Genomic DNA, 13,474 nt, shown 5'->3' on the forward strand with positions numbered 1-13,474 from the left:
GAACTCCTAGCTGGCGGCGGTGTCGGCGGGAGTATGCCTCGGCACCGGGGCGAGATCCGGGAAGTGGCAGGCACTCGGGTGTCCCACGCCGAGCCGGTCGGCCAGCGCGGGTTCCTCGGTGGCGCACCGGTCCTGTGCCTTCGGGCAGCGGGTGCGGAATCGGCAGCCGGACGGCGGGGCGGCCGGATCGGGAACGTCGCCGGTGAGCGTGATCCGTTCGCGCGTGTCCCTGCCGACCGGCTCCGGTGTGGGGATCGCGGACAGCAGCGCGTGCGTGTACGGATGGGTCGGCGTGGTGAAGACCTGCTCGTTGGTGCCGGATTCGATAACGCGGCCGAGGTACATGACCGCGACGTGGTGCGCGAGGTGGCGCACCACCGACAGGTTGTGCGAGATGAACAGGTAGGCCGGGCCGAGTCGCTGCTGAAGCTCGCGGAGCTGGTTGACCACTTGCGCCTGCACCGAGACGTCCAGCGCGCTGACGGGCTCGTCCAGGATGAGCACGTCCGGGTCGAGCGCCAGTGCGCGCGCCAGCCCGATGCGCTGCCGCTGCCCGCCGGAAAACTCGTGCGCGTAGCGGTTTTCATGGTCCGGAGACATCCCGACCAGTTCGAGCAGTTCCCGCACGCGTGCTTCGGTGTAGCAGTGCTGGACCCGCAATGGCTCGGCGACGATGTCGTGCACGGTCATCCGCGGCGACAGCGAGGCGTAGGGGTCCTGGAACATGATCTGAATGTGGCGCCGCAGCGGTCGCAGCCGCCGCTGCGGCAAGGCGGCCAGGTCTTGGCCGCGGAACCGGATGCTGCCTGCCGACGGGTCCAGCAGCCTGGCCAGCAGCCGTCCGGTGGTGGACTTCCCGCAGCCGGACTCGCCGACCAGGCCGACGGTTTCGCCGCGGCGGAGGACGAGATCGACGCCGTCGACGGCGCGCACCGTGCCGACCGCGCGCCGCAGCACACCGCCGCGGACCGGGAAGTGCTTGGTCAGTCCGATGACTTCGAGTACCGGTTCGCTCATCAGGTCGCCTCTTCCTGCGTCGCTGGGAAGACGTCGGCCTCGCTGAGTTCGTCGGCGAAGTGGCAGGCGCTCTGCCTGCCGCCATCGAGAACCGCGAGCGCCGGGCGTTCGGTGCGGCAGCGGTCGCGCGCCAGCGGGCACCTCGGGTGGAACGCGCATCCGCGCGGGGGATCGGTCATGTCCGGTGGGCTGCCGGGGATCGGCCTCAGCTCGTCCGCGGGGAGGTCGAGCCGGGGCAGGCTGGCCAGCAACCCCAGGGTGTACGGATGCCGCGGCTGGGCGAACAGTTCGAACACGGTCGCGGTCTCCACGATCCGCCCCGCGTACATCACGGCGACCCGGTCGGCGAGTTCGGCCACCACGCCGAGGTCGTGCGTGATGAGGATGGTGGCCGCGCCGGTCTCGGCCTGCGCGGTCTTGAGCAGCCCGAGCACCTGCGCCTGGATCGTGACGTCGAGCGCGGTGGTCGGCTCGTCCGCGATGATCAGCGCGGGATCGTTGGCGATGGCCATGGCGATCATCGCCCGCTGCCGCATGCCGCCGGAGAATTCGTGCGGGTACTGCCGAATCCTGGCCGCGGGGTCCGGGACGCCGACAAGCGCGAGCAGTTCCCGCGCACGGGCGAGCGCGGCACGTTTCGGAGTCCCCGGGTGGTGCAGCCGGATGGCCTCGGCGATCTGCGTGCCGATCGTTAGCACCGGGTTCAGCGTGGTCATCGGGTCCTGGAAGATCATCCCGACCGGGCCGCCGCGGATCTCCCGCAGTTCTCGTGGCCGCAGGGAGCGCAAGTCCTGGCCGCGGAAGCGGATGCTGCCCGCCACGGTGCGGCCCGGCGGTTCGCGAACCAGACCGAGCACGGACGTCGCGGTGACGCTCTTGCCCGACCCCGATTCGCCGACGATGCCGAGGATCTCGCCGCGGCGTACGGCCAGGCTCAGGTCGTTGACCGCGTGCACGACGCCGGTGTCGGTGCGGAATTCGACGGTCAGGCCGTCGATCTCCAGCAGAGGACGCTCGTCAGGTTCGCTCATGACTGCCTCGGATCCGCCGCGTCGCGCAGCCCGTCGCCGATGAAGTTGACGGCGAGCACGGTGATCGCCACGGCGAGACCCGGCGGCAGCCAGAGCCACGGCATGGTCTTGATGACGGTCAGGCTCTGCGCGTCGGTGAGCATGGTGCCCCAGCTCGCGGTCGGTGCCTGGACACCGAGGCCGAGGAACGACATCGTCGCTTCGAGCGCGATGGCCTGCGCCACCGCGAGCGTGGCGGCGACGCTGACCGGGGGCAGCACCGCGGGCACGAGGTGCTTGCGGATCAGCCACGCCGGGCTGCTGCCGGTGGCGCGGGAGGCGAGCACGTACTCCTGCTCGCGCAGCGACAGCGTCACCCCGCGCACCAACCGGCCGCACACCGGCCACTGGAACAGCCCGATCGCGATCACCAGCGCCGGCACGCTCGGGCCGATGAGACCGGCCAGCACGATGATCACGACGAGCGTCGGGAACGACATGCACACGTCCGCGAGCCGCATCACCAGGCCGTCGGCCCACCGCCCGAAATATCCGGCGATCGTGCCCAGCACGGTCCCGATCGCCACGGCCAGGAGGGCGGCGAGTACGCCGACGACCAGTGATACCCGGCCCGCGTGCAGCAACCGGGACAGCACATCGCGCCCGACGGTGTCGGTGCCGAGCCAGTGCGCCGCGGACGGCCCCTGCCGTGTCGCGCCAAGGTCGGTGGCATCGGGGGCCAGACCGGCGATGGGCCCGGCGAACACGGCGAGCACCACGATCGCGAGTACCACCACGGTGCTGGCCACCGCCAGCCGATGGCGCAGAAACCGGCGGACCACGAGCCCGCCGGGGGAGAGCCGTCGGGACGCGGTCATCGCAGCCTCACCCTCGGGTCGACGACGGTGTACAGGACGTCGGCGAGCAGGTTCGACAGCAGCACCAGCACGGCGACGAGCAACGCGAACCCGACGATCACCGGGTAGTCGCTGGCACGGACCGAGCTGATCGCGAGCTGCCCCATGCCAGGCCACGCGAAGACCTGCTCGATGACGACGGCGCCGGCGAGGAGCTGGCCGAGGTTCGCGGCGATGACGGTGAGCACCGGGATGAGCGAGTTGCGCAGGGCGTGCCGCACGACGACCCGGGGCTGCGAAGCGCCTTTCGCTTCCGCGGTGCGGATGTAGTCGGCGGTCAGCTCGGTGACCATGCTGCTGCGCACGTAGCGCATGAGCGGGCCCGAGCTGCCGAAGCCCAGGATCAACGCCGGGAGCACGAGATGGGCCAGGAGATCGAGCAGACCGGGATGGCCTGGACTGGCGATGCCCGAGGAGGGCAGCAGCGGGAACTTCAGCGTGAACACGAAGATCGCGACCAGGCCGAGGTAGAACGGCGGGAACGACACCGCCCCGAAGCTGACGGCCGTGGCGAGGTAGTCGACGATCGTGTTGCGGCGCAGCGCGGCGATCATGCCGAGCGGGAACGCGATGACGATCGACAGCAGCAGGCCGACCACCATCAGCTCGACGGTGGGCCCGATTCGCTCGGCGAGCAGTTCGAGCACCGGTCGTCCGTTGCTCAGCGAAAAGCCGAGATCGCCGTGCAGCGCGCGCCCGAACCAGCTGAAGTACTGCACGAACACCGGGTCGTCGAGGCCGAGTTCGGCCCGGCGCCGCGTGATCAGCTCCTCGCTGCCCGAGTTGCGGTCGGCGGGGGAGATCTGGCTCGCGATCGGGTCGCCGGGGGTGAGGTGTGCGAGCCAGAACACCGCGACCGTGATCAGCAGGAACACCAGCACGTTGATGCCGAGCCTGCGCACCAGGTAGGCGCCCATCAGCCCGCCCCGATCTCGACCGTGTCGCCCGTGGCGACCGGCTCCGTCAGTGCGTGCTCGGTCGTGGCCGCCCCACCGGTGAGCCGGATCGTGTCCACCGTCAGTTTGCCGCGCACCAGCTCGATCCGGACCCGGCCGTCGGTCGCGGTGAGACGGCCCCACGCGGTGCCCGCGACGAACGGGAACGTGCCCGCGTCGCGATCGACCGTGAGCCTGCGGCGGACGGCGTCGTAGCGGAACCCCGTCGCCGCTTCGAGCACCGACCAGCCCGCTTGCCCGCGCACGTAGTGGTCGCCGCACTCGATCTCGTTGAACGGGTTGCGCCGGGTGCCGTCCTTGCGGCGGTGGACGGCGCGCAGGAGATCCTTTGCCTGTGCTGGCATGCCTTCCATGAGGCAGTGGGCGGCCACCTGGTACTCGGTGCCGACCCAGCTCTCGTCGCAGTAGTGCACTGGGCGCCGCGGGCGACCTCCGTTCGGCCAGCTGCAGTTGACGAGTCCGCCGTCCTCGCCGTCGGCGAAGGCGCGCGCGCCGAGGTCCGGCACCGACACGTGGCGGCGATCGTTGTGCCGCAGGATCGCGCGCAGCGCGGCGCGCACGTGCTCGGGATCGAGCAGGTGGCCGAGTTCGAGCTGGTGGGCCCACCACTGCCCGATGAGCTGGTCGGCGTGGCAGCCGGGCCCGAAATCGTCGATGTCGGCGGGTTCGGTCTGCACGTAGAAGTCGCCGTTCCACAACAGTTCGTGGTAATTGTGCGCGGCGGTGGCGAGCAATTCGGCGAACCGTTCGCCCGGCTCGCCGAGCACGCTCGCGACCTCGCGCAGCGTCGCGAGCGCAGCGAGCCACAGCGACCCGACGATCATGTTCGGGCCGGTCAGCGGGAAGTCGTAGGTCACCGGTTGCGGGCCGCGCAGGATGCCGTCACCTCGGGTGTGCCAGCCCCGTTCGACGTGGTCGACGACGCGCAGCATGGCCTGCCACCGGGTGGCGAGCAGCTCGATTCCGCCGCACTGGCGCGCCTCGCGGTAGGTCTTGAGGATCGCGCCGAGCATGCCGTCGAGCGCGGGTTCCTTCGGCCCGCCGATCGGCCCGCCGCGTTCTCGCGGCAGCCACGCGGGTAGCACGATGCGGTGCGGGATCGCCCCGGTGCCGTCCTGCGCGGCCCACTCGATGTCGCGCATCGAGCGTTCGAATTCCGGGAAGAGCCTCGACATCGTCTGGGCGTAGTTCCACACGTGGTTGCAGTTCAGCGGGCACGAGCCGCCGACATGACCGGCCCAGTAGTCGTTGGACGCGCCGTTGCCGCCCTCGTGCCCGTAGCAGCGGTCGTCCGCGGTGCGGAACAAGATCGGGTTCCGGGTGGCGCCCGACTGCAGCGTCAGCTGGTGGCGCACCGGCTCCGTCAGCTCGGCGTCGGTGAGCGTGGTCGCGGCGACGGCGTCCGCCCAGGACCGCGACGCCGCGCGCAGGTCTGCTTCGTGCTCGCGGAAGTGCGCGACGACGTCCAGCGCGGTGCCGAAACGGGTCGCGTAATGGTTGCCAACCCAGAGTTTCCGGCCGCCCGGTCCGGCGTCGACGTACTGCTGTGGGAAGTCGAGGTAGCGGTTCGGGAAGCGCCAGGCGTGGAGGAAGCGCACGACGGTCCGTTCACCGGGGTCGAGGTGCCAGGCCGCGCAGAGCGCGGTGTCCCAGGTACGGCCCGCCGGGCTCGGCCCGTGCGGCGTCTCGACCGGTGGGGTCAGGCGGATTGTGTTGGCGCGCAGCCGCGCGTTGCTCCAGTCGCCGGAGCCCGCGCAGTCGATCAGCGCGAGCCCGGCCACCGCCGTGGCCGTGCTGGCCGGCCCGTCGCAGCGCACCAGCGGCCAGCACGGTGCGTCGGTCCAGACCACCTGCTCGCCAGCGAACGGGTCGTCGTCGCGCAGGGCCGGGTTGTCCAGTACGACGGCGGTCGTGTTCCCGGCGCGGACGAGCCGGTTCACGTTGCCGCCGTAGCGGCCGTTCCACACGCCTTCGACCGGGCTGGCCCCGTCCCAGCCGACGGTGTTCTGGCCGTGGTACACCGCGAACCCGAACAGCGGCGCCGTACCGGTGTTCTCGAGCTCGACCCGGTGCTCGATCAGCGGCAGGCTGCTGGCGTCGAGATCACCGGGGACGAACGGGGTCCACGCCTCGGTCGCGACGCGCACCGGAAGCGTGTCGTCGGCGAATTCGACGCGGACGAACGGGTAGGCGATCTCGGCCCGCGAATCGGCAAACAACGGCCAGTCGATCGCCGGTGGCGCGGGGACCCGCCAGTCGGTCGAATCCTGCGGTGGCGTCGCCGGTGCCGCGGGTGGCGTCGCGCGCAGCACTCGCGACGCGTGGTCGGCCGGGCGTCCGGAGCCCAGCGTCGCCACGCGCAGGCCGAGGAAGGTGCTGGGCGCCGGCGCGACGTGATTGATCACATTGGACAGTTGCCACTGGTCGAGTGCTCCGTCCGCGCGCATCGCGACGGTGCCGGTGCCGATCCCACCGAGTGGCACCGCCGCCGCCCGCCGGGCGTCTCCGGAAAAGGTCAGCATTTGGCTTCACCTCTGCACTTTCCAGGTTCCCGGCGCCCAGAACGGGAATTCCTGCGATCCCGGCGCTTGGAAGTTCTCGATCCGTTTGTTCACGGCCCATAGGCCGTACGGGCTGTAGAGCCACATAAGGTCCGCGGCGTCGTTTTCGATGCGGGCCGCCTGGTCGTAGAGCGCCTTGCGCTTGGCCTGATCGGTGGTCGCGTTCGCCCGCACCATCACCTCGTCCAGCTTCGCGTCGCAGAAGAAGTTCTGGTTCGCACCCGTGGGATAGCGCAACGAGCAGGCGGTGATGGCGTGCACGCTGGAGGAGTCGGCGGCGTAGTTGCCGCCGCCGTAGAGCAGCATGTCGTAGGACTTGTCGTTCAGGCTCGGCGTGATCTGCGTCGGCTGGACCTGTTTGAGCTGAACGCTCACCCCGACGGCCTTGAGCTGGTTCTGCACGATCGTGGCCGTCGCGTCCCGGTCGCGCTGACCGGGCACCCACTGCAGGACGACCGTGCGGTTCGGGTCCCAGCCGGCCGCTTCCAGCAGTTGGCGCGCCTTGGCCGGGTCGTAGGCGTATTCGTTGAGACCGGGCGGCGCGTTCTTGACGGCGAAGTCGGAGTTCTGCACGGCCGCCTTGCCGAACAACACCTTGTCGACGAGCTCCTTGCGGTCGAGCGCGTACAGGAACGCCTGGCGCACCCGGACATCGCTGAAGTACGGCTTGGTCTGGTTGAGCGCGATCCGCACGAAACCCGCCCCTTGGACCTGCTGGGTGTCGACGGTGCCGAGGCCCGCGACGGTGTCCTGGTCGGTCGGCGAGTACGAAGCGATGTCGATACCGCCGTTGCCCAGTTGTGCGGTGGCGACGTCGGACGCCATCGGTTTGAGGTAGATGTCGGTGATCGAGACAGGGGAGCGGTAGTTGTCGTTGCGGGTGACGTGAACGTATTGGCTGGACTGGTAATCGGCGAACCGGTAGGGCCCCATGCCCACAACGGGTTTGCGGAAGAACGGGTGCTTCGCCAGCGCTTCGACCGGGACGTCACCGAGCACGTGCTTCGGCATGATGTAGACGGTGCCGATCAGCGCGGCCAGGCCCACGTCCGGCGTTTTCGCCTCGATGACGAAGGTCGACGGGTCCGGCGCGCTGAAGCCCGCGACGTTGCGGTAGTTGCCCGCCGTCGCGCTGCCGCTTTTCCGGTCGGCCATCCGCTGGTAGGTGAACAGCACGTCGGCGGAAGTGAACGGCGCGCCGTCGCTCCACTTCAGATTCTTGCGCAGGGTGAAGGTGAGCGTCTTCGCGTCGGCCGAGATCCGGTAGTCCGACGCCAGCACCGGCTTCAGGTCGTAGTTCGGGTCGATGGCGAGCAGGCCCTCGTCGATCATCGACATCACCTGCACGTCCGGGCCACTGGCCGGGGCGAGCGGGCCGAAGAGGCCGACCGGTTCCTGGTACAGGTAGACGGTGACCGTTCCCGCGGCGCCACCGCCCGCGGGCCCCGTGCACGCGGACAGGGCCAGTGCGGCGGCCGCGAGCGCGGCACTGGCGAACCTCCGTGCCATGCGGATTCCTCCTGTGGGGTCCGGGTTTTCGCGGTCAGGCGACTTCGTTGACGAGGGTTCCGAGCGGGCCGACGGTCACGGACATGACGTCGCCGGGGGAGAGGAAGGAACCCGTCGCGGCACCGACACCGGACGGGGTGCCGGTCATGATCAGGTCGCCGGGTTCCAGTGTCATCAGCCGCGACGCGTGCGCGATCAGCTCGGCGACCGTGAAGATCATGTCCTTTGTGGACCCTCGCTGCCTGGTGGTGCCGTTGACGGTCAGTTCGACGGCGAGGTCCTGCGGGTCGGGTATCTCGTCGGCGGTGACCAGCCATGGCCCGATCGGGGCGAAGCCGTCGAGCCATTTGCCCGCGAGCCAGTCGAAGAACCAGGCGGCCCGGTCGGTGTCGCGCTCGAAGCCGTAGTCCATCGAGCGGGCCGACACGTCGTTGGAGGTGCAGTACCCGGCGACCGCGTCCAGCGCGTCGGCCACCGCGACGTGGCGGCAGCGGCGGCCGAGCACCACCGTCAGTTCCGCCTCCCAGTCCACCTGGCGGCTGACGTCGGGCATCGGCACCGGATCGCCGGGGCCGATGATCGACGTGGCCGGTTTGAGGAACAGCCGCGGCGACAGGCGGGACTTGTCGAGCGGCTCGCCGCCGGTCTCGGTGACGTGGTCCTGGTAGTTCGCGGCGACCGCGAGCAGCTTGCCCGGCCGCGCGATCGGAGTGCACGGGTCGACCTGGTCGAGCGGATACCGGTTTCGCGGTTCGGCGCCGGCCCGGTCGAGGATGGTCGCGACGAACCCGCCGAGGTCACCGTCACCGAGTTCGGAAACTTGGGGAGTGGCACCGGTTTCGTCGATCCATCCGTGGCGGACGGCACCGTCGCGGCGGTAGCTGAGCAGCTTCATCGGACACTCCGCGAATCGACGGGCTTTCCGGTGCGCAGCGACCGCGCCGCCGCTTCCAGCACTCGCCCCGCACGCACCGCGTCCCATGCGGTCAGCTCGGTTCGCCCGGTCCGTACCGCTGCCCACACCGCGTCCAGCAGCGCGGACAGCGTGCTGCGGCCGGTGCCGACCGCGGTATGCCGGTGCGCGGTGTGCAGCTCGGCGGCGGGCTTACGGGCGTCGGCGAGCACCACGCCGTGCGAACCGCTGACCCGGTAGCGGTGCACGACGGGTGTCGACGGCTCGATGTCGCGCAGCGCGGGCACCCTGCCGCAGACCACGGTGCTGCGGACACCGCGCTCGTGGTCGAGCAACAGGGTCACCGGCGCCTGTCCGCCTCCCGGAAGCGCGGCGGCGCCGCACGCGTACACCCTCGTCACCGGAAGGCCGAGCAGCGCGAGCACGACGTCCACCGGGTACAGCGCGAGATTGGCCAGTTCGCCGCCCGGCGCGGGATCGCCGCCCGCGACCAGCAGATCCGCCTGCACGTTCCACGGCAGGCCGATCCGGCCCGCGTGTACCGCGCCGCGCACCGAAGCGACGATGGCGCCGAGTCGCAGGTGGTGCGCCGGAACGAGCGCGACCCCGACCTCGTCGGCGAGCGCGGCGAGTTCGGCAGCGGATTCGGCGCTCGCGGCCAGCGGTTTGTCCGCCAGTACGTGCTTTCCGGATTTCAGCACGGCGGTGACCGCGTCCGCCCGCCGTTCGTACGGCGCCGCGAGGCACACCAGGTCCACCGCGTCCTTGGCCTGCAGTGCCGCGTCGAGCGATTCGTGGCACACCACGCCGTAGTGTTCGGCGGCAGCGCGCGCTCGCCCCGGCCCCTCGGCGACCGGGGCGACGGCGACCAGGTCGAAACGCGGATCCGCCGTCACGGCGGGCAGGTACATGTCCTGCTGGTGGTTCTGGGTGCCGATTCCGCCGAAACCCGCGGCCAGTACTCGCACACGTCCGGTCATGCCCCCGCCCCGCTCAGCAAGTCCCCGAGCAAGACCGGTTCGCCGGTTTCGATCGAACGCTGCGCGGCGACGGCGAGCGCCACCGCCGTGACCGCGTCCGCCACGGGCATGACCGGCGGTTCGCCCGCGATCGCGTCCAACCACGCGGCCAGCTGGATGGCGAAGCCGTCGGCCGTGGCGGCGGGCAGTGCCGTGACCCCGTTCTCGTCCACGACAAGCGCCGCTTCGTCCTGCCAGTCGAGTTGCAGCACGCCCTCCGTGCCCACGACGAGAAGATCGCGGTGCCCGAACGACGCGGGTCGGTGCGCCCGGCTCATCTCGCAGATCGCGGTGGCGCCACGGACATCCGTCAGCACCATCTCCAGGTGATCGTCGATGTCCAGCGCGGCGGAGGTGACCCGCGCGCCCCTGGCGTGCACGCTGCGAGGCTCGGTGCCGAGCCACCACGCGGCCAGATCGAGCAGGTGCACGCCGTTGTGCAGGGGATGGCCACCGGAGCGCGCCGGCTCCAGCACCCACGCGTGCCAGTCCGGCCAGATCCAGCCGCCGAGGACCGCCAGCCGCACGAGCGTCACCCGGCCCAGCTCGCCGGATTCGATCGTCTGCTTCACGGTGCGGGCGTAGTCGTAGGAGCGGTGGGTGTGCGCGGCCATCACCGTCAGGCCCGCGGCGGAAAAGGCATCGGCGACGGCCCGCGCGTCGGCGACCGTGATGGCCAGCGGCTTCTCCACGAGCAGGTGCTTGCCCGCCGCCGCGACCTGCAACGCGATCGCGGCGTGGGTGTCGTTCGGGGTGCACACGATCACGGCGTCGACGTCGTCACTGGCGAGCGCCTCGGCGAGATCGGTGGTCGCGCGCACCCCGCCGTTGCGGTGCGCGGCGGCGGCCAGCCTGCCGGGGGCGGCGTCGACCAGCCAGGTCAGCCGCGCACCGGACTGGGCGGCGAGGGCGGCTATGTGGGCGTCGGCGATGAACCCGACCCCCACCACGACCACGCCGAGCGGACGACTCATCGGAACACCGCTCGAGAACCTGAGATGGACACGAAACGGAGTTTCATGTTGGTTCATGGTGAAGTGTGACCGAGATCATGTCAAGAGGTGTGGGACTCTGACTCGATTCGCCGAGTGCCCAGGTCAGTGGCGTGTCCGCGAAGGTGCAGGAGTCGACATGGCACGCCTTGCCGCGTTTAGCCAGGTTTCCCGAACGGGCCGGGTGCGCCACGGCATGGCGCACCCGGCCCACCTGAGCGCCGCGGTTGCCCGTCAGAGCTGGGGTGCTCGGGTGAACAGCGTGTCGACCAGGCGCAACGCCGCCAGCAAGACGGCAGCCAGGCACACGAGAACCACCCCGACCGCGCCGGCCAGCACGATCATGGTGCAGGCGAGCCCGGAGGCCAGCACGAGCGCGGTAGCGCGGCGTACGGGCCGGTGGTTGCTGCCGAAGAGCAGCCGTTCCACCAGAGACATCCAGGACGGCGCGGGGTGCGCGCGATGACGGCCACGTCCGCGGTGGGCCTTGCACGCCGGGCGGGACGGACGTGCCGCCGTCAGGCGCGGGGTGTACCGCAAATACGGAGCCGAGGGCGGACGCGGTAGTGGAATGGTCGGCTCGAAAAGCCACCCGCGCGGAGGAGGCTCATCTGGAAAACCAGCGGTAGTCGGTTGTAAGGTTCGCATGTTCGTTTCCTTTTTTCTCTTCACGAGGGATCGACAGGGCTACGAACGTCCGCGGCTCCCGGGGTGCACTCCCGGGAGCCGCTTCGCGTCATGGCCGGGATCCCATCCGGGCCATAACGCCATTTCTAGCGAAAGTCACCCCCGTCGGCGAGACGATCCGGTGTCTCCGGCCGGGGAAGTCTGCTATCGGTCGAGGATCGCGACGAACGGCAAGGCGGATCGTGGTGGGCTAACTGCCCGGCCGAATTCGAAGTCCAGCTCACTCATTGGGGCGGCAGGCGCCGGATCTGACGCGTTGTGCAACAACAGAAAGCAGTGTCGGGAAATCTTGATGCGCCATTCAGGTGGGCTACGGGTGGTGGGGTCCTCCAAACAGGGCGTGGCCGTGCCGACTCGCGTGCGACTGCAAGTGCAGTTGCCCGTGACTTGCCCCTTGACGCCATTCGACGACGTCGTGCGACCGCTGACCGCGTCCTGCCGGTCTCGAAGAAGCGAAGACCGGGCGGACCGAAGGGTTGGTGACAGCTCGGACGGGAGTTGTTGCCCGCGTCGGCACGTGCGCCGGCGTCGTGGTCGCGGCGATGGGCTCGACACGCGAGGCGCCGCGCCCGCCGTCTAGGCTCGCGAGGATGCCGGACACACAGTACGAAGACCTGCTCCGCCACGTGCTCGACACGGGTTCCCACAAGGGGGACCGCACGGGCACCGGCACGCGGTCGATCTTCGGTCACCAGCTGCGCTACCGCCTGTCCGACGGCTTCCCGCTGATCACGACGAAGAAGGTCCACTTCCGCTCGATCGCGTACGAGCTGCTGTGGTTCCTGCGCGGCGACGCGAACGTCACCTGGTTGCGGAACAACGGCGTCACGATCTGGGACGAATGGGCGGCGCCGGACGGGGATCTCGGCCCGATCTACGGCGTGCAGTGGCGGTCGTGGCCGAAACCGGACGGGGGGCACATCGACCAGCTCAGCGAGGTGCTGCGCACGTTGCGCGAGGATCCCGATTCCCGGCGGATCGTCGTGTCCGCGTGGAACGTCGCCGATATCCCGCGGATGGCGCTGCCGCCGTGTCACGCGTTCTTCCAGTTCTACGTCGCCGACGGCAGGTTGTCCTGCCAGCTGTACCAGCGCAGCGCGGACCTGTTCCTCGGCGTCCCGTTCAACATCGCCAGCTACGCGCTGCTGACGCACATGATCGCCGCGCAGGTCGGGCTCGGCGTCGGTGACTTCGTCTGGACCGGCGGCGACTGCCACATCTACGACAACCACTCCGACCAGGTCCGAACGCAGCTCGCCCGCCAGGTACGGCCGTTCCCCACAGTGGCTTTGAGCCCGGCGGACAGCCTGTTCGACTACACCTACGAGCACATCACCATCGAGGACTACGACCCTCACCCCGGCATCAAGGCACCGGTGGCGGTGTGATCGGGCTCGTCTGGGCGCAGTCGGCGAACGGCGTCATCGGCCGCGACGGCGAGCTGCCGTGGTACCTGCCGGAGGACATGAAGCACTTCCGCACGGTGACCGCGGGTGCGACCGTGCTCATGGGCCGCCGCACCTGGGAGTCCCTGCCGCCGCGGTTCCGGCCCTTGCCCGGCAGGCGAAACCTGGTCTTGTCCCGTACACCGCAGGACGGCGTGGAGACCTTCGCCGACCTTCCACAGGCGTTGGCCGCCGTGTCCGAGGACGTGTGGGTGATGGGCGGCGCGGCGGTGTACCAGGCGGCGCTGCCGTTCGCCGACCGGATCGTGGTCACCGAGATCCAGGAGTCATTCGAAGGCGACACGTACGCGCCGGGTATGGGGCGAGCACCGGATTCCGTTGGCGCGTGGCAGGAATCGTCGACGGGATTGCACTACCGGTTCTTGGAGTGGAGCTGACAAAACGCGCTCGGCCGCCAGAAGGGAAATCCTGGCGGAAGAGTCGCAAG

At 70.0% G+C, this 13,474-nt stretch carries 12 protein-coding genes; 2 read left to right on the forward strand and 10 right to left on the reverse strand.

Going from position 1 to position 13,474, the window contains the following annotated elements; genetic code table 11:
- Positions 1–6: 6 nt before the first annotated feature.
- The 10 genes from HUW46_RS42275 to HUW46_RS42320 form a co-directional block, all read right to left on the reverse strand.
- Positions 7–1,017, reverse strand: a complete 1,011-nt coding sequence (locus tag HUW46_RS42275) for an ABC transporter ATP-binding protein (protein ID WP_215544269.1) — start codon at positions 1,015–1,017, stop codon at positions 7–9.
- Positions 1,017–2,048, reverse strand: a complete 1,032-nt coding sequence (locus HUW46_RS42280; RefSeq protein ID WP_215544270.1) for an ABC transporter ATP-binding protein — start codon at positions 2,046–2,048, stop codon at positions 1,017–1,019. The genes HUW46_RS42275 and HUW46_RS42280 overlap by 1 nt, the downstream gene beginning before the upstream one ends.
- Positions 2,045–2,905, reverse strand: coding sequence for an ABC transporter permease (locus tag HUW46_RS42285; RefSeq protein ID WP_215544271.1), 861 nt, complete (start codon positions 2,903–2,905; stop codon positions 2,045–2,047). Before HUW46_RS42285 ends, HUW46_RS42280 begins: the two co-directional genes overlap by 4 nt.
- The gene (locus tag HUW46_RS42290) at positions 2,902–3,861 is read right to left on the reverse strand and encodes an ABC transporter permease (protein ID WP_215544272.1); all 960 of its coding nucleotides are present in this window, start codon (positions 3,859–3,861) and stop codon (positions 2,902–2,904) included. The genes HUW46_RS42285 and HUW46_RS42290 overlap by 4 nt, the downstream gene beginning before the upstream one ends.
- Positions 3,861–6,422, reverse strand: a complete 2,562-nt coding sequence (locus HUW46_RS42295) for a GH116 family glycosyl hydrolase (protein ID WP_215544273.1) — start codon at positions 6,420–6,422, stop codon at positions 3,861–3,863. The genes HUW46_RS42290 and HUW46_RS42295 overlap by 1 nt, the downstream gene beginning before the upstream one ends.
- A gap of 6 nt (positions 6,423–6,428) precedes the next feature.
- Positions 6,429–7,970 (reverse strand): ABC transporter substrate-binding protein, encoded by a 1,542-nt coding sequence (locus tag HUW46_RS42300; RefSeq protein ID WP_215544274.1) that lies wholly within the window; start codon positions 7,968–7,970, stop codon positions 6,429–6,431.
- Between the two features lie 34 nt (positions 7,971–8,004).
- Positions 8,005–8,865 (reverse strand): fumarylacetoacetate hydrolase family protein, encoded by an 861-nt coding sequence (locus HUW46_RS42305; protein ID WP_215544275.1) that lies wholly within the window; start codon positions 8,863–8,865, stop codon positions 8,005–8,007.
- On the reverse strand, positions 8,862–9,863 hold the full coding sequence (locus HUW46_RS42310) for a Gfo/Idh/MocA family protein (RefSeq protein ID WP_215544276.1): 1,002 nt from the start codon (positions 9,861–9,863) through the stop codon (positions 8,862–8,864). Before HUW46_RS42310 ends, HUW46_RS42305 begins: the two co-directional genes overlap by 4 nt.
- Positions 9,860–10,876, reverse strand: coding sequence for a Gfo/Idh/MocA family protein (locus HUW46_RS42315; protein WP_215544277.1), 1,017 nt, complete (start codon positions 10,874–10,876; stop codon positions 9,860–9,862). The genes HUW46_RS42310 and HUW46_RS42315 overlap by 4 nt, the downstream gene beginning before the upstream one ends.
- A 252-nt stretch (positions 10,877–11,128) precedes the next feature.
- Positions 11,129–11,323, reverse strand: coding sequence for a hypothetical protein (locus HUW46_RS42320; protein ID WP_215544278.1), 195 nt, complete (start codon positions 11,321–11,323; stop codon positions 11,129–11,131).
- Positions 11,324–12,171: 848 nt separating this feature from the next.
- Here HUW46_RS42320 and HUW46_RS42325 point away from each other — a divergent pair.
- Entirely contained in the window at positions 12,172–12,969 is a 798-nt protein-coding gene (locus HUW46_RS42325) for a thymidylate synthase (protein ID WP_215544279.1), read from the forward strand.
- Positions 12,966–13,424 (forward strand): dihydrofolate reductase, encoded by a 459-nt coding sequence (locus HUW46_RS42330; protein ID WP_215544280.1) that lies wholly within the window; start codon positions 12,966–12,968, stop codon positions 13,422–13,424. The genes HUW46_RS42325 and HUW46_RS42330 overlap by 4 nt, the downstream gene beginning before the upstream one ends.
- Positions 13,425–13,474 lie beyond the last annotated feature (50 nt).

The organism is Amycolatopsis sp. CA-230715 (assembly GCF_018736145.1).
GTDB lineage: Bacteria > Actinomycetota > Actinomycetes > Mycobacteriales > Pseudonocardiaceae > Amycolatopsis.

Bases quoted from the DNA above. Each gene is read 5' to 3' on its own strand.
- HUW46_RS42275 (WP_215544269.1), bottom strand. From the start codon at position 1,017: ATGAGCGAACCGGTACTCGAAGTCATCGGACTGACCAAGCACTTCCCG.
- HUW46_RS42280 (WP_215544270.1), bottom strand. From the start codon at position 2,048: ATGAGCGAACCTGACGAGCGTCCTCTGCTGGAGATCGACGGCCTGACC.
- HUW46_RS42285 (WP_215544271.1), bottom strand. From the start codon at position 2,905: ATGACCGCGTCCCGACGGCTCTCCCCCGGCGGGCTCGTGGTCCGCCGG.
- HUW46_RS42290 (WP_215544272.1), bottom strand. From the start codon at position 3,861: ATGGGCGCCTACCTGGTGCGCAGGCTCGGCATCAACGTGCTGGTGTTC.
- HUW46_RS42295 (WP_215544273.1), bottom strand. From the start codon at position 6,422: ATGCTGACCTTTTCCGGAGACGCCCGGCGGGCGGCGGCGGTGCCACTC.
- HUW46_RS42300 (WP_215544274.1), bottom strand. From the start codon at position 7,970: ATGGCACGGAGGTTCGCCAGTGCCGCGCTCGCGGCCGCCGCACTGGCC.
- HUW46_RS42305 (WP_215544275.1), bottom strand. From the start codon at position 8,865: ATGAAGCTGCTCAGCTACCGCCGCGACGGTGCCGTCCGCCACGGATGG.
- HUW46_RS42310 (WP_215544276.1), bottom strand. From the start codon at position 9,863: ATGACCGGACGTGTGCGAGTACTGGCCGCGGGTTTCGGCGGAATCGGC.
- HUW46_RS42315 (WP_215544277.1), bottom strand. From the start codon at position 10,876: ATGAGTCGTCCGCTCGGCGTGGTCGTGGTGGGGGTCGGGTTCATCGCC.
- HUW46_RS42325 (WP_215544279.1), top strand. From the start codon at position 12,172: ATGCCGGACACACAGTACGAAGACCTGCTCCGCCACGTGCTCGACACG.